At 66.5% G+C, this 14,932-nt stretch carries 12 protein-coding genes; 6 read left to right on the forward strand and 6 right to left on the reverse strand.

Going from position 1 to position 14,932, the window contains the following annotated elements; genetic code table 11:
• Positions 1 to 2: 2 nt before the first annotated feature.
• Positions 3 to 1,538 (forward strand): hypothetical protein, encoded by a 1,536-nt coding sequence (locus WMF19_RS39995; protein WP_437895180.1) that lies wholly within the window; start codon positions 3 to 5, stop codon positions 1,536 to 1,538.
• Positions 1,539 to 1,549: 11 nt separating this feature from the next.
• On the opposite strand, the gene WMF19_RS40000 is transcribed toward WMF19_RS39995, so the two are convergent.
• A complete protein-coding gene (locus tag WMF19_RS40000; RefSeq protein WP_437895181.1) occupies positions 1,550 to 2,647 on the reverse strand; it encodes a hypothetical protein in 1,098 nt (365 codons plus the stop codon).
• 4 nt (positions 2,648 to 2,651) lie between these two features.
• Positions 2,652 to 3,371, reverse strand: coding sequence for a hypothetical protein (locus WMF19_RS40005; RefSeq protein ID WP_437895182.1), 720 nt, complete (start codon positions 3,369 to 3,371; stop codon positions 2,652 to 2,654).
• A gap of 1,413 nt (positions 3,372 to 4,784) precedes the next feature.
• On the opposite strand from WMF19_RS40005, the gene WMF19_RS40010 reads away from it, so the two are divergent.
• Positions 4,785 to 5,978 carry an AAA family ATPase gene (locus WMF19_RS40010; protein WP_437895183.1) on the forward strand — a complete coding sequence of 398 codons (1,194 nt, stop codon included), beginning with the start codon at positions 4,785 to 4,787 and terminating at the stop codon, positions 5,976 to 5,978.
• A complete protein-coding gene (locus WMF19_RS40015) occupies positions 5,978 to 8,218 on the forward strand; it encodes a S8 family peptidase (RefSeq protein WP_437895184.1) in 2,241 nt (746 codons plus the stop codon). The genes WMF19_RS40010 and WMF19_RS40015 overlap by 1 nt, the downstream gene beginning before the upstream one ends.
• A gap of 257 nt (positions 8,219 to 8,475) precedes the next feature.
• On the opposite strand, the gene WMF19_RS40020 is transcribed toward WMF19_RS40015, so the two are convergent.
• Together WMF19_RS40020 and WMF19_RS40025 are read right to left on the reverse strand one after the other, a co-directional pair.
• Entirely contained in the window at positions 8,476 to 8,985 is a 510-nt protein-coding gene (locus tag WMF19_RS40020) for a hypothetical protein (RefSeq protein WP_437895185.1), read from the reverse strand.
• A 189-nt stretch (positions 8,986 to 9,174) separates the two neighbouring features.
• Positions 9,175 to 9,351 carry a hypothetical protein gene (locus WMF19_RS40025; RefSeq protein ID WP_437895186.1) on the reverse strand — a complete coding sequence of 59 codons (177 nt, stop codon included), beginning with the start codon at positions 9,349 to 9,351 and terminating at the stop codon, positions 9,175 to 9,177.
• A 367-nt stretch (positions 9,352 to 9,718) separates the two neighbouring features.
• On the opposite strand from WMF19_RS40025, the gene WMF19_RS40030 reads away from it, so the two are divergent.
• The 3 genes from WMF19_RS40030 (at position 9,719) to WMF19_RS40040 (ending at position 12,372) form a co-directional block, all read left to right on the forward strand.
• Positions 9,719 to 10,015 (forward strand): site-specific integrase, encoded by a 297-nt coding sequence (locus WMF19_RS40030; protein ID WP_272104025.1) that lies wholly within the window; start codon positions 9,719 to 9,721, stop codon positions 10,013 to 10,015.
• A gap of 464 nt (positions 10,016 to 10,479) precedes the next feature.
• On the forward strand, positions 10,480 to 11,070 hold the full coding sequence (locus tag WMF19_RS40035; RefSeq protein WP_437895187.1) for a hypothetical protein: 591 nt from the start codon (positions 10,480 to 10,482) through the stop codon (positions 11,068 to 11,070).
• 201 nt (positions 11,071 to 11,271) lie between these two features.
• Positions 11,272 to 12,372, forward strand: coding sequence for a DUF4365 domain-containing protein (locus WMF19_RS40040; RefSeq protein ID WP_437895188.1), 1,101 nt, complete (start codon positions 11,272 to 11,274; stop codon positions 12,370 to 12,372).
• Positions 12,373 to 12,594: 222 nt separating this feature from the next.
• On the opposite strand, the gene WMF19_RS40045 is transcribed toward WMF19_RS40040, so the two are convergent.
• Positions 12,595 to 13,305: a hypothetical protein gene (locus tag WMF19_RS40045; protein WP_437895189.1), complete on the reverse strand. Its 711-nt coding sequence runs from the start codon at positions 13,303 to 13,305 to the stop codon at positions 12,595 to 12,597.
• A 613-nt stretch (positions 13,306 to 13,918) separates the two neighbouring features.
• A complete protein-coding gene (locus WMF19_RS40050) occupies positions 13,919 to 14,929 on the reverse strand; it encodes a hypothetical protein (protein ID WP_437895190.1) in 1,011 nt (336 codons plus the stop codon).
• Positions 14,930 to 14,932 lie beyond the last annotated feature (3 nt).

The raw sequence follows: 14,932 nt of genomic DNA on the forward strand, positions 1-14,932 counted from the left end.
ACATGAGAAAGACCACCGCTGCTACCTTCGTCTTTCTGTTGTCGCCGTGGGCCACCGGCTGCGGAACTGCGCCCGACGTGAACGACCCTGGCGTGACGCCTTGCGAGGGCACCTCGTGCGAGCAAGAGCCGCCCCCGGAGTCGGTTTGCGCCGAGCACGTCGCCGCCGATATCCTCGACGACGGCTGTGGCGTGTTCATCGCTGGACCCTACGGTTTTGGCGACGACAGGAACCCCGGCACGAAGGCGAAGCCTGTGGCCACCGTCGAGCGTGCCGTCGAGCTCGCGCGCACGGGACGAGGCCGCATGTTCATCTGCAACGACGGATTTCCGGTGCGTCAGATCAGGGTGCCCTCCGGCGTGGACCTCCTCGGGGGCTTTCACTGCCGGCGATGGAATCGCGACCCTGAAATCCCGCGAACCACATTTTTTCACCAGCCGATCGCCGACCTCGCCGACCCCATGGTGATCGTCGAGCCCGCGGGTCCCGAGGACAGCGGGGCCGCGGACGGGGTGTCGACGCTCGCCGATCTCAACCTTGGGGCTTTTGGTCCGCTCGGCGTGCTCGTCCAGTCCAACACGGGGGTGGAGATCGTGCGGAGCGAGATCCGCGCAGACGGCGCAATAGCGGGCAGCGATGGCGAGCAGTGGCCGACCGATCAACCGGACGGACCGGATGGCAATTTCGCTGGCGAGGGGTGCTCGGCGCCCCTCGTCGCCGGCGGACCTGCGGCGGTGAACCGGTGCGAGAGCGGGCACACGAGCGTCGGTGGCAAGGGAGGGGATGGGCTGCCCGACAGCGCCGGGGATGGCGGCGACGGGGAGCCCGTCTACACTTCGCCCTCGCGCGGCGGCATCGGGGAGCGAGACAACCGCCGTTGCGAAAGCGGATTCACCGGGGGCCCGGGGGCTCCGGGAACGCAGGGCGCGCCCGGCAAGGGCATCGGGCGCCTCACCGAGGCCGGTTGGGAGGGCGACACGGGGGGCGAGGGGACGTGGGGCACCCCGGGCCAGGGGGGCGGCGGCGGCGGCGGTCGCCGGGGCGGGCTGGCCGTGTGCGGCGCGGCTTCCAAGGGAGGCGGAGGAGGAGGCTCGGGTGGGGCCGGCGGCTGCGGAGGCCGGGGGGGCCGTGGGGGAGCGAACGGACGTCCGACCATCGGCGTCCTCGCGCTTCACGCCCGGGTGACGGTGCGCGACAGCGAGATCACGACGATCTCCGGCGGCAGGGGCGGCGACGGCGGGCCGCCCCAGGAAGGCGGCCGAGGGGGCCGAGGCGCACCGGGCGCCGCCGACGTGGACGCCGTTCAGGGCTGCTTCGGCGGCCCGGGCGGCGAAGGAGGCCACGGCGGCTACGGCGGCCCGGGGCGCGGCGGCGACTCGATCGGCGTCGCGTACCTCGACGAGGGCCAGCTCGCGCTCGAGGGCGTCATCTTCGAGATCGGACAGCCGGGCCATGGCGGCATGAGCTGGAACCACGATGGCACGACCACGATGGGGCAGAGCGGCGAGAGGCACGAGACGCTTCGCTTTCCCGAGTAGCCCCAGTCACGTCACGGGAGATCGGCGACCGAGTCCACGGGCCAAGTCGCCAGGGACCTGGAAGCCCAAGCGACCATGGCGGCCGGCGGCTCGCCTTCACCATCCCACGAAGCGACCAGGGCTTCGAGCTCGCGCGCGGCAACTTCGAGCTCGCGCTTGGCAGCGATGCCGCGAGGAGTCTTGGGTGACTCAAGGAGCAGGCGAATCTTCGCAAGCGCCTTTGTAACTTCCTCTTTGTGCAGGACCCCATCTGTCGTCGCTACCCAGTAGGAAGAACCGCTCTGCACCTCTGGCATCAGAGTCCATGCAATTCGGTAAGTCGCCGCGAGCACGGTGAGTACCGCAACGAGCGAATCTGTCAGGTTGCTCGCTTCGATATTTACGCCTGGTGCCGGCATCTCATGCGGCGATGGCTTCACCCATGTATGCTGGTCTGAAAACAGGCAATCGTAGAGCCTGATCTCACCCGGAAAACCCAGGCCCGCTGTCACATCGGGCACGAGCACGGTCCCGATCTCCGGCGGCATGCGCTCGCAACCGAACGTCGCTTCGATGTCGCGGGAAATCCATTCCGCGCACGGCTCCTGTTCCGGCAAGAGTTCGAAGCTAGCGTAGCTCTTCTCGATAGCGGCAGACCTGAGGCTATCGTCCGGGCGCGACACGAAACCTGGATCGAATGGGCTTCGATGAACAAGGAAACGGACGTCTCGAAATTCGACCGCGAACAAGTCCTTCGTTTGTTTCACGATCTCAACCGTGCGCAAACTGTGGACAATATAATAAGGAGCCAGGAAGCTCACATGAAACCAGATCGGCTCACCGGTGGATCTTGGCAGATCGATCGTAAATGAATAGCAGCCGTCCCAGCCGCCGGTGGGGAGGTGTAGCGAGTGATTCATGAGCATGCCAGGGAATCGTTCTGCGATGCGACGCAGCATGGAGTGCCAGCGCTCGTCCTTCGATGCCTGGATCCGCGCGGCCACGAGCCGAGCGTGCTCCTCCGTCTTCTTGCAGAGCTGGACGTCGATATCGCCATCCTTGGTGAGCCCAACCCCACGTGGATAGTATCGATAGACAATGTCGAGCAGCTCATCGATGCTGTGTTTCATGGAATCACTTAACCCTGGCACCAAGCTCTTCATACATCTTGGGAAAACGCTCCCTCATGCAGCTCTTATGCCTCTCGCAGAATATCCCTTGCGGAAGATCTCGGCCTCCATTCTCATACAGAAAATCCGCACATGCGTTCGCTACATTGGCGGCATATATTGCCGCCGTCTCTGGTGATGTCAACCCCCAACGCTCGCTTCGAATGGGCATTCCTACGATGACCGAACACGCTGCGTCACCCTCCAAATTGTGACCGAAATATAGATCTGCCTTTGCCTCCTGCCAACCGCTCACGGTTCCATCGTAGGCGACGATCGTAACAAAATTGAACGCTCGCGGGTCGATCGGTATTTTGCCTGTGCACCCCATGGTCGGAGCGCCGCTCTGCTGGCAGGGATCTGGCGGGCTCGTCGGGCTAGCTGTCGGCCTCTCCGAGCTGTCGCTCGGGCGTTCGTCCTCGTCCTCGTCCTCGTCTTCGTCGTCCGTTTTGTTGCACTGGAGTTTGCGCTCGCTGCCGTACTCCGGCCCGCTCGGCGGCTCCGCCCCGAAGTCCCCCGACGCGACGGAGGTGAAGACAGGAACGGGCGGCCCGACTGGTCCACCTGCACCTTCACCCTTCACCCACTCCTCGCGGGGGTAGCAGTCTTCTACCGTCCAGTTGCATGCCGCTAGCATGCAGATGGCAATGCCCACAATCATCAGCAGAATTCTTTTTGCGTTCATCTTATGCTCCATCGAAGCACAGGACCGACGACGATAAGCACGGACACGTAGCCTGGGAGTACAAGGCTGCTCCCGCCGATCCAATCCACATTGGCGCTCACCGAGACGCCGAGCGGCCCTGCAACGTACGCGTTGGTTTGCGCATGCGCGCCTACCGCCATCCCGGCAACGTGCCCACACAATGTACTTCCGCAAGCCGGCATGAAGTAGATCGCGACGGATGGGCCCGCACTAAAATCGCCATTCTTCCAACCATATCCGATCGCGGCAATGGTGCTATTGTAGACACCGGCCCCACCTATCTGGACTGGGGGAATGATGCTGAGCAGATCGTGAACATTTAATAGGATGTTGCCGTTGATGCGCCACGATAATCCCGCGTGCGGACTCACCGCCAGGTGCGTCACGGTGCCAGCCTGGATCCCCCCGAAGCTAATTCCGGCACTCAGCTCGGAGGCGTCGGCCTGCGTCGGAACGACACTAAGCAGGAGACCGAACATTGCCGACGATGAGCTCTGCCGGTCTGTCGTCCTCATCGTCCCCGTCCCGTCTTCCGCAACGCGTGAGCAACGTGCCGACGCGGCCCATTCTTCTGATCACAGGATCGGCGTCAAACGGAATCTAGACGAGAACACTACACGGGCCAGGGGTCGTACCGTCCAGAGCGTGCGCCAGCGGGCAGCGACCTGCGCGGCTCCAGCGCGTGTCGGCCTGCGGGCGCCAGCTGCCTGCCCGCGCCGCCGCGGGAGCGCGCTACCGACCATGGGCCCCGGGCTGCGCGTGTCGGCTGCAAGCCCGACCCGGCGCGGCGCCGCGCGCAGGCAGCGGTGACGGCGCGCTGTGACCGCCACGCGCGGCGCGGCACGACATCGCTCGCGCGGCCACGCCGCCCGCGAGCGCGGCGCTTGGCGGTGGCCTGCGCGGTTAGCGACGACGACGCGCTAGCGCTCACGCGCCTGGAACTGCACGACGCTGCTCGCGCGTCTGAGCCACCCGCGATCGCCACACGCCGCGGCGCCATCGCCGGGGAGCCGACCAACCGGGCCTCGCTGGAGGAAGGACCGAACGGCATGCCGGTCCTGCGGATCATGAGGCCATCGGGAACGCAATAAGCGCGCGAGACGCGCGTGCTGATGATGCAGAGGCCCGACGAGGTGATGACGGCCCGGCTGCGGGCGGTGGCGACGCCGGTTCGCGGGACCGATGCTGTGCGAGGTGATGGCGCTCTGGCACGACCAGAGGGTCACCCTCCGGGTGGCGGCCCACGCGGGTACATGGGCCGAGCAGTGGAGGGCGTGGACGAAGATGGCCGAAAATATCCGTGGCGTCGTCCACTTGCCTTGATTCCACCGAAAATAGAGCCGTACGAATGTGGACTAGATGCACGTAGAGTATTGACATCGTAGTCCACGTGTGACACAACCGCCCGTAGTTATCGGGCACTGGAAGTGGACGACGATGAGCGACTTCGACAAAGACACCGTCCACCTCGTTCGCCTCGCCCTCGAAGGCAAGGTGGACGACGTGGCTGCCCTCTCGCGGCGAATGCTGCGTGCGGTTGCCGCGCGCAGGCCGGACCTCGCCCAGATGGTGAAGAGCGTGATGGAGGCCGCTGCGGCCGGGCCCACCCGAGGCGTGCAGCAGCCTCTGCCCGTGGATCTCGACAGCCGCCTCGAGCTGCTTCGTCGCGAGCAGGTGCCCCTGCTCGCCACGGAGCCGACCTGGCCCGCGCCGGTGCGCGAGCAGTTGGCTGCGGTGGTTCACGAGCGTGAGCAGGAGGAGAAGCTCGTGGATGCGGGCATCGCGCCGACCCGCTCGCTCCTCTTCGTGGGCCCGCCCGGTGTGGGGAAGACACTGGCGGCCCGATGGCTCGCGGCGCACACGAAGCGCCCGCTGCTGACCCTCGACCTCGCGGCCGTGATGAGCAGCTTCCTCGGGCGCACGGGCAACAACATCCGCGTGGTGCTCGACTTCGCACGGCTCACGCCTTCGGTCCTCCTGCTCGACGAGTTCGACGCCATCGCGAAACGGCGTGACGACGCCACCGAGGTGGGCGAGCTGAAGAGACTCGTGACGGTGCTTCTTCAGTCCGTCGACGACTGGCCAACGAGCGGCATCCTCGTCGCCGCGACCAACCACCCCGAGCTCCTAGACCCGGCCGTGTGGCGGCGCTTCGACCGCGTCGTCGAGTTCCCGCACCCGAAGGCGGGCGAGATCGCCGTCGTCATCCGCCAGCTCGTTGGTTCTGACGATGCGCTGAAGGACAGCATCGGGCCCCTCCCTGCGCTGCTCGAGGGGCACTCGTTCGCCGACGTCGTCCGCATCGTGACTGCCGCCCGCAGGTCGGCCGTCGTGAGCGGGACGTCGACGACGGCTGCCATCGAGCGCGTGGTCTCGGACCTGTCCGAGAAGGCCGACCAAGAGACGAAACTGCGCGTGGCCGCGTGGCTCAGCTCCACGGGCAAGTCTCAGCGCGAGGTCGCGACCCTCACCGGGCTCTCGCGGGACACGCTGCGCAAACACCTCGGCGGCGCGTCCGCTTCGACATCGAAGCCCGCGAGGCGCTCGCGCTCGAAGTCTGGAACTCGTCGAGAGGAGCGAAACTGATGGCACGCGAACACAACTTCTTACTTGGTCAGGGCGAGCGTCTCGTCTCGAAGGTCCAGGTCCCGAAGGCGGGCGGCGAGAAGAACGTCCCCTACGACCTCAGCACCGCGAAGACGAGGATCGCCCAGCGCCTCGCGAAGGTGACCGCACAGATCACCCAGCTTCCCGAAGACGCTTGCCCACGCGGCGAAGCCGTCGCCGTCGTGACCCTCCATCCTCGCTTCCTCTCGAAGAGCGACTACCCGAGCGATCTCTTCTCGGCCGTCGGCCTTCGCGCCGTCGGCAGCCGCTCGCGCACCATCACGCCCGAGAAGTGGGGCATCGAGAGGCACGGCGAGGATGCCGTCACCGAGGATATCTTCGTCGCGGGCGCGAAGACCGCGTTCAACCGCTGGGCAACATCGGTGAAGCGCTGGACCGAGAGCACGAAGGGCGCCATCTCACTGAGCCACATCGAGGATCTCAACGCCTTCGATGCGAAGTCGAAGCTGCGCGGCATCCCCGAGGGCAAGGGCGTTCTCCTCGAGGTCGTTCTGCACAACTCGGGCGTCGACTCGATCGTCCTCGACTTCATCAAGTATGCGAAGGCCCACAACGCAGAGCCGCTGATCGCACGCCGGCGAGACGTCCAGGGGCTGACGTTCCTCCCCGTGCGCGTCGATCCGAAGCACGCCGAGGACATCGCGCGCTTCTCCTTTGTGCGCGTCGCGCGTGGGATGCCGACGCTGCGTCCGTTCCGTCCGTCGATCCAGCGCGGCACACAGGGCTTCGACGTTCGGCTGCCGAAAGATGCTCCCGTCGACGGCTCCTCTCGGGCTGTCATCTTCGACGGCGGCATTCCTGCGGCGGCCAAGAAGGCGCTCTCGCAGTGGGCGATGTTGGTGGAGCCCGCGGGGCTCGGGCCGTCCGTGCCCGCGTTCGAGGAGCACGGCCTCGGCGTCACGACCGCGTTCCTCTTCGGGCCCCTCGCGTCCGGGCAAGCGCCCGCGCCGCCACTGTGCGCGGTTGATCACGTTCGCGTCCTCGACAACAAGACCGGCACCGCGAGCGACCCGGACTACTTCGACGTCCTCGACCGTATCGTCGGACACCTCGACAAGAACCCCGGGCTCTACTCCTACGTGAACATCAGCCTCGGGCCGTCGCTCGCGGTGGACGACGACGAGGTCACGCTGTGGACCGCTGCGCTCGACAAGCGCTTCGCGCACGGCAAGTGCGTCGCAACCGTCGCGGCCGGCAACGATGGCGAGCTCGACGAGGCCACGGGCCTCAACCGCATCCAGCCTCCCGCCGATGGCGTGAACGTGCTCTCCGTCGGTGCTGCCGACCGGCGGGGCGGCGGGTGGCAGCGCGCGGCCTACTCGTGCGTCGGTCCTGGTCGTAGCCCGGGCATCGTGAAGCCGGACGGCCTCGCGTTCGGCGGCTCGGCCCACGAACCCTTCGGCGTGCTCACCCCGCAGCTTCGCGGCGGGCAGATCCACGGCACCAGCTTCGCGGCGCCGTTCGCGCTCCGCTCTGCTGCGTCGATCGGCGCGCAGTTGGGGACACGGCTTGGGCCCCTCGCGATCCGCGCGCTCCTCATCCACCGTGCCCACACCGAGGACCACCACGAGCTGAAGCATGTCGGGTGGGGCCGGTTCGAAGCGGACCCGCTTCAGCTCGTGACCTGCGACGACGACGAGACGCTGGTCGTCTTCCAGGGCGAGCTGCCGGTTGGCGAACACCTCCGCGCGCCGGTCCCCATCAGCAACGTCACGCTGGAAGGCGAGGTCCTGCTGGCCGCCAGCCTCGTGATCGCTCCCGAGGTCGATCCCGAGCACCCCGGCACGTACACGCGCTCCGGGCTCGAGGTCGCGTTCCGCCCGCACAGCGCCAAATTCACGAAGCCGAAGGACGGCGCCAAGCAGTCGAAGCACGCCAAGACGCGGTCGTTCTTCTCGCCGGCGAACCTCTACGGCCAGTCCGAGTCGGTGCTGCGCGACGACGGCCACAAGTGGGAGCCGTGCCTGCACCACGAGGAGCGCCTCCGCTCGTCGTCGCTGTCGGACCCCTGCTTCGACATCTACTACCACCACCGCGAGAGCGGTATGAAGGTCGTCGATCCGCAGCCGATCCCGTACGCGTTCGTCGTGAGCCTCAAGGCGCCGAAGGTGAAGGACCTCTACAACCGCGTCGTTCGCGCCTACGCGCAGCAGCTCGTCCCGCTTCGGCCGCAGACCCGTATCCAGCTCCGCACGTAGCCCGCTCCGGCTACTCGGCCCGTCGAGCAGGCCCGCCCTCGGTCAACGCCCGCACCGCGTCATGCCTGCGGGCGCGCGACCATTGACCCGCCTGCTCGCGGAGAGGCACCTGGAACGGATGACGCTGCCCAACATCCTGAAGTTGGATGGCGAGCTCGGTCTGCGTCCTTCGTGGGCGACATGTTGGTCGCTTTATGGTTTCGGCTGGTTATTGGGAAACGACGTGCGCCGATACGGCCGCGTGTTGTTCCCGTTCGCTATCGTCGCCAGTGGCAACTAAGTCGCGGAAGCCGTACTTGAGTCAGCGTGATGCGTGAGCTGGCCAGCTGGCCGTTGGGACGGTGCACGGTCTGCCGGCTGAATCCCTCGCCGCGCACGCAGTTCTCGAAGCCGAGCTGGCCGGCGATGACCTTGCCGTCGTGATCGTGGGTGAAGGTCGCGGTCTTGCCGGTGGCGTCGCGGTGGGTCTCGCTGGTGATGCGGCCGAGCCCGTCGCGAACGTACGTGACCGAGCGGACCAGCACGCCGGCGGGCGTGGCGAAGCGCTTCTCCTTCACGTCGCTCGAGCCCGCGGCGTAGATGTAGGTGATGCTGGCCACGCCGTCGCGCTTCACCCGCGCCGGCCGGCCGAAGCCGTCGTAGCTCACCCGGTTGTGCGCGCCGCTCGGCAGCGTGACCTCGACGAGGCGGCCCATGGCGTCGTGGCGAAAGCGCCAGGGGCACGGCGCCTGCTGCTCGTCGACACCATGCGGGTCCGCGAACGCCATCTCCCGGCGGTGGTAGGTATGACGCTACCGGCGCGAGCTCGCTCGCCCCTCCGCTGCTGGATAAAAAACCGAGCAGCCGACCGATCGCCTCATGAACGACCCGGGCCGCCTCCTCATCACCGAGGGCGACGGCACGACTGAGGGTGCCGGCGAGCAAGGTGACCACGGCCGCCCGAGGCGTCGGGTCGGTCACGGCGAGCTCCCCACGCTCGGAGTTTGACCGTTGGACCAAGCCGCTTCGCGGCAGCTCCTGTCCCTGCTGAGGGCGACCGCGAGGACGGCCGCGACCTCGACGACGACCGCGACCGCGATGAAGACGCCGCCCTCGCGCCCGCCATCAAACAGCCGGATCGACAGGCGCGCCATCGGCGTCAACGAGGGTGCTCAGTAACACCCTGGGAGCCATGGACCTGGCGGCGGCGCTTGGGGTCGCGAGCGAGCGCGATGCTGACGAGGTGCAGGAGCTCGTCGTGAGGCCCAAGAAGATGCTGCGGGCCCTGCTCCGTTAAGCCTTCCGGACACCGAGCCGCGGTTTCCTGCCGCGGCTCGGATCCTTGTCTTCGCTGCGGCTGTCACGGCAGTCATTGCTGCCGCAGCGCGACTTTTGCCGGTATTTACTGCAAAAAAAAGCGCCCGGCGCAGCGCAGGACTGGCCGCCCGCCGCCTCATTCCCTGCCCACCCTGCCGTTCGCGACGCCCCTGCCCGGGCGCCGCTTCCACCAGGAGGGCAGCGATGGGACAGCTCCGCGATCGAATGGCCGAAGACCTGAAGCTGCGGCGATACAAGCCGTCGACGTGCGACAATTACCTCCGCTGCGCACGGGCCTTCGTAGCCTATCACCGCAAGCCGCCGCAGCAGATGGGTCTCGACGAGGTGCGCGCGTTTTTGCTCTACCTCGCCGAGCAGCGAAAGATCGCGGAGGCGACGCAGCACCAGTACGTGGCGGCGATCAAGTTCCTCTACGCGACCACCGTCAGTCGGAGGTGCCCCAGTTTTCGCGACAAGAGGCGCGTCAATGCTCGACAATGAAGCAAGTACGGAAGCGCGGTGGCTTGGCCGTCCGCCGCACCTTCGACGGGCCCCTTCGTTCACGAGGTCGCGAACGGACAGGCCTGGGTCCGGCAACCTCCCGATGAGGCGTTGCGCCGTGTCACCCAGGCGCGACGCGGCGCAACGCCTCCGACTGCGCGCCCGCCGGCCCTGTCCAGGCGCTCCCGACCCCTAGAACGGCGGCGACCGTCGCCGGTGTTAGACCGATCTATCCTATGGCGCTGGATCGGATTTTGGCCTTGCGGCTCAGAGCCGATCCATGAGATTCTCTGTGGGGGAGAAGACAAACTGAGACGCGCTAGACAGACCTGGGGCGGCGGCTTCGGTTGCCCAATCGATTGATAGTTGGGCAGACTCAACCCCAGAACACATCGAACACCGGCTTGCCGCCGCGGCGAGATCCCAGCTCGCGCAGCTGCCGAGCACTGAGTAGCGGGACAGCCATGACTCTACGCGATCTTACCGACGAACTCCGGAACGCGGAGCGGAGCTGGGCACGCGGGGGACGACGGTTCCTTGAGCAGTTCAGCTCCGCAGCCCAACAAACCCAGGTCGGCCTCTATGTGCTCGTACACGAGAACGCGTCGGAACATGCAATCTACGACCGCAACGGTGATGGGCGCCTGCTCATTAACCCCAACGCGATCGGAGTCAAGTACGGCAAATTCCAGAATGGCTTTCTGTCGCGGCGCTTCACAGACCACAAGCATCTTCATCGACGCCGGCCCGATGGTTCTGAGGAGGTCGACGTCTTTGCGAGTGTTCTTCGATATGCACTCGTTCTCGACCTCTCGGAGATTGATCTCGGTCCGGCAAACGCTGCGGAGGTCTTCGAACCCTACTGGAATGCCATGCTTGAGTCTGTGCTAGCTCGGAAGGGATGGTTGACCATCGGTCAATCCTGGCAGTCGGAGTCACGACACGTCGAGCCAGGTGTCGCATGGGAATCTGTGCGTAACGAACTCGACGCAAGGGCGCCTAGCCTCGCACAGCGGATTCGGGACGCTGCCGCGGTGCTGGCGCGGACCGAGTAGTCGATGTTGTGCCGGGACGCCCCTAACTGGGCACGGAGCGCTTCCGTCTTGATACGAAGCGAAGTGTGGATGACCTTTGCTGGGAGCTTCCCAATATGGCATTACAGCTGACGAACGCCTCGGTCGGCGCTGCGCGCCTCCCTCTGGCGCTCTCAGCTGAATGCCTGTGCGTCAGTCGGATTCGCAAGACTCGCGGATGACATGAAACTGAGTGCAAACAAGATCACAGGCCGGCTGGGCGTGAACTATGTCGAGCGTGTTGCGCTGGAGGCCGGGTGCAAGCCGATTTTCATGCCGGAGGACCTTGATACAGGGATCGACGGCTTCATCGAATTTGTCGGCGACGCGGCAACTCTAGTCGCGTTTCAAGTCAAAAGGGGCCCGTCGTTCTTTGACAACGCCGGAGCCAAGCATCAGGCGGACGCTCGCCATCTTCGCTATTGGAAGGGATACGTTCTTCCCGTTATTCTCATCATTGTGCGAGATGACGAGTCGGATGCGCTATGGATGGACGTTCGGCAACACGTCAGGGACAGCCCTTCGATCGTTGAGCGCGGGCCCTTCGTGCTTCGTCCACCACGACTCCAGCGATTCGAGTCCGCCGCGCTCACCGGCGTGATTAGGAAGTTGGCAACGCCATATCAGTTTGGTGATGCCGTGTCTGCGCTCTGCGATGCAGACGGAGAGACGCGATTGTCGGCGTTGTCTTTGCTCTATCGGTTCAGAATGGAACGCCGGACACCGTTCTGCTTGGCCGCCGCCCTTCGGGCGGAACTCGATCTGGATGCGCTTGCAACGTTCTGCGACTTCTACAGCCGCTACATGTCACACCCTGAGGTTCCCTTTGGCGCGGATCGAGAGCTATCCGCATACGCACGGTCGCTTCTTGCGGGGCTTCCTCGTTCACAGCTCCTCAATCTTCTTGCCGCATTCAATAGCGACGAGGAGTACGGGGATTGGGACGGTGCTACGGAGATTTACAGTATGAGTGAGGAAGAAATCTGGGACCGCCATGCCGTCGTCGAACGAGGCACAGTTCAACAGGGTATCGCGGTGGTCGTGGGCGCTGCGGCTTCGCCCGAACAGCTGCTGTCCGTTCTCGCCGATTCCGAGGTGACTCTCGGGCAACGCAAAGCTGCGGTGGCCTTGTTCGGATACCTTGGCTACACATGTGACGTTGACTCCGTCGACAGTATTCTCGGCCGTGAAACTGATGCGCCCCTTTGCGCGCTTCTGACCTGGCTTCGCTATTGGCTGGTTCTGGAAACCAGAACGGACGGCGATGGCACGGTCACCGCCTAACTCAGCGTTGCAGTTGGCAGTCAACCTCGCTACGCTCGGCTGCCTGCTGCTGAACGCCAAGCCGTCGGGCCGACGCGCGCTCGTGAGAGTGCATACAAGCACTGGCCGCTGCGCACGGGCCACGGCAGAGCCGGGCTACGCGCAGCGTGGCAACGTCGCTCGGCCTCCTCGGATCTCCGCGGCTGCCCTACCGGGGTGCCTCGTCGATGTGACCTGCTACTCTTAGCGCGAGCTTGGTTGCCCTGCCGGTACTCGGCCCTGGCCGAGCAGCTGGCCAATAGCGTTGTGAACGACACGGGCCGCCTCCTCATCCCCGATCGCGATGGCGCGGGTGAGTGTCTCGGCAAGCGAGGCGACCACAGAGGCCCGGGGCGACGGGAGGGGCGGCTCGCCCCCTCGAAGCCCGAGGCCCGGCGGTTGGGCCCGGGTTGGCGCCATCGCTCCCGAAGGGGTGCGATCGGTGGTCACGTGCCTCCAGAATTGCGGGAAAAGCAACGGATCGCCACGGTTCGCCCCCGCAGATTCGTTCCGCGAGGACCTCTCCGGCGCCGAGGCAGCCAGTGCCAATAGCCGATGGATGACGATCGCAATATTCCGGCGCGATCCGGGCTCCAGGTGCGCCGGCAGCCGTGACATCGCGTGGTCGGCATGGTCGAGTGTGAAGCGCACGAGTGGAACGGGGCCTAGCACGTCGAGCACGTGGCCCAGCCTCTGCTCATATTTATCGGCTGTCCAAATCGCCTTCACATGGTCCGGATACTGCTCGGCAAGCTTTCCAGAGAGAACCCGCTCAGCGAACTCGGCGAAGGTGGTTTCCCCGGAGGCACGGGCGCGCGCTTCGCCCCTGCACAGGTGGTTGATCGCGAGCCGGACGTCACGGAGCGCGCTGCCCTCGCGCGCGGCAGCCTGCTCCAGCAGCGGCAGGCGGAGCACGATCCGGGGGGGTCAAGATAGTTGGCCGTTGATCTGGTCACATCCTCATGAGTGCTTGAGCCTCGTGAGCGTGGCGTTTGAGGGTCACGGCGCCGATCGGTGTCCAGTTGCGAGTCTGGCCGGTCCAGCGCAAGGGCGTCCTGCGGCGGGCCCGCTGGTAGAGGGCATGGCGGGCGGCGAGCAGCGCGCCGTCGCGCCCGCCGAGCTCCGTGCACCACATGGCGGCTCTGGCCCTCCGCGGCACCAGCCCTCCGCGGCACCACGGCACGGCCGCAGCCCGGGCCGCACCGGTGGCGGAGGCAGCGGTGAGCCCCCCGTCGGGGTCGCCTTCACAGCGACGTCGGTGTTTGAGGAAGGGCACCGGGTGGCGGTCATCGGCGCAGGGTCACGCCAGCGATCGCCAGGGCCAGCCCGAGCGCGTGCGCGTGCGGATGCGGCGGCTCGATGACGTCGGCCGCAGGGTACGGATCCGAGGTGATTGCCTCCACGCCGGGCCTGGGCGGTGTCATGCGTGTAGGCGCGACAAGACGATTCGCATCCTCACCTCGCACCACTCGCGGGGCATCCCGCGCTAACCACGCGCACATCATCCGATGACGATGACCGTCAAGTGTCAACGGATGGGAGCGTTGTCGACGTGGTCGATCCGCTCCCAGCGGCTGCCCTCGAGGCGCACGATGTCCTTCGAGCCGACGACCCAGAGCGCGCCGCCGACGCTGTCGACCGTGTGCGCGTCCTCGATCTCGGGCACGAGCCCGGTCGAGACTCGCCGGAGGCTGCCGCGCTCGTAGGTGAAGAGGCCGCGCGGATTGGCGCCGCTTGCCAGGTAGATCCGGCCGTCGTGCCTGGTGATCGACGTGAACATCTGGCGCCGGCCCGAGACCGCGACCGCGCGGAAGCCTTCGCGCCGGTTGCCACGGAGGAGCGTGCCTTCGCGCCCGCAGATCCAGACGCGCTTCTCGTCCTCGACGAAGATGCTCACCAGCGCCGCGGCCGTGACGGGCGGGAGAGCGGTGAACGTGGCGCCGTCCCAGACGAGGATCGTGCCGCGCGTCCCGGTGACGTAGATCTCGTCCTCGCGTGGACCGTCGACGCAGTAAAAGACCTTGTGCTCCGCGGCCGGCGAGCTCGGCGCGCGCAGGAGCGCCCGGGCCCGCTCCTCGGGATCTTGCAAGAGCGAGCGATCGAGGTGCTCCCAGCGGCCGGCGCCGAAGTCTCCGCCGACACGGCGATAGACCTGCCCCCCGTCGCCGCAGGCGTAGAGGTGGTCGCCGACAGGGCGGAGGCGCGCGAGGCGCCCCCAGCGCTCGGCGTCGGGCGAGGTGATGCCGGCGCCGGGGATCTTCTCGCGCGGGAACGGTGGCCGCACGAGCACGACGTCTCCCTCGGCGGAGAGCACGCAGAACGAGGTCGGCGCGCCGGGCGCGGGGGTGAAGCGGGCGATCGAGGTGACCGCGACCCGGAGGTCGTCGTAGAACCACTTCACCGGCCCCGCATCGCCGGCATCGTAACGGCAGAGCCGGGTGAACGGCGTGAAGGGCTCCTGGCCGTCTGGCACGCCGGCGACACAGAGGAAGTCCGCGGCAGCGGCCTTGGCGCGGGTGAAGGTGAGCGGCGTCGTCATGGT

The sequence above is a fragment of the Sorangium sp. So ce124 genome (genome assembly GCF_051525235.1).
Taxonomy (GTDB): Bacteria; Myxococcota_A; Polyangia; order Polyangiales; family Polyangiaceae; genus Sorangium; species Sorangium atrum.

Excerpts from the sequence above, each read along its gene's own strand:
- WMF19_RS39995 (WP_437895180.1), top strand. The coding sequence starts at position 3 with ATGAGAAAGACCACCGCTGCTACCTTCGTCTTTCTGTTGTCGCCGTGG.
- WMF19_RS40000 (WP_437895181.1), bottom strand. The coding sequence starts at position 2,647 with ATGAAACACAGCATCGATGAGCTGCTCGACATTGTCTATCGATACTAT.
- WMF19_RS40005 (WP_437895182.1), bottom strand. The coding sequence starts at position 3,371 with ATGAACGCAAAAAGAATTCTGCTGATGATTGTGGGCATTGCCATCTGC.
- WMF19_RS40015 (WP_437895184.1), top strand. The coding sequence starts at position 5,978 with ATGGCACGCGAACACAACTTCTTACTTGGTCAGGGCGAGCGTCTCGTC.
- WMF19_RS40020 (WP_437895185.1), bottom strand. The coding sequence starts at position 8,985 with ATGGCGTTCGCGGACCCGCATGGTGTCGACGAGCAGCAGGCGCCGTGC.
- WMF19_RS40025 (WP_437895186.1), bottom strand. The coding sequence starts at position 9,351 with ATGGCGCGCCTGTCGATCCGGCTGTTTGATGGCGGGCGCGAGGGCGGC.
- WMF19_RS40030 (WP_272104025.1), top strand. The coding sequence starts at position 9,719 with ATGGGACAGCTCCGCGATCGAATGGCCGAAGACCTGAAGCTGCGGCGA.
- WMF19_RS40035 (WP_437895187.1), top strand. The coding sequence starts at position 10,480 with ATGACTCTACGCGATCTTACCGACGAACTCCGGAACGCGGAGCGGAGC.
- WMF19_RS40040 (WP_437895188.1), top strand. The coding sequence starts at position 11,272 with ATGAAACTGAGTGCAAACAAGATCACAGGCCGGCTGGGCGTGAACTAT.
- WMF19_RS40050 (WP_437895190.1), bottom strand. The coding sequence starts at position 14,929 with ATGACGACGCCGCTCACCTTCACCCGCGCCAAGGCCGCTGCCGCGGAC.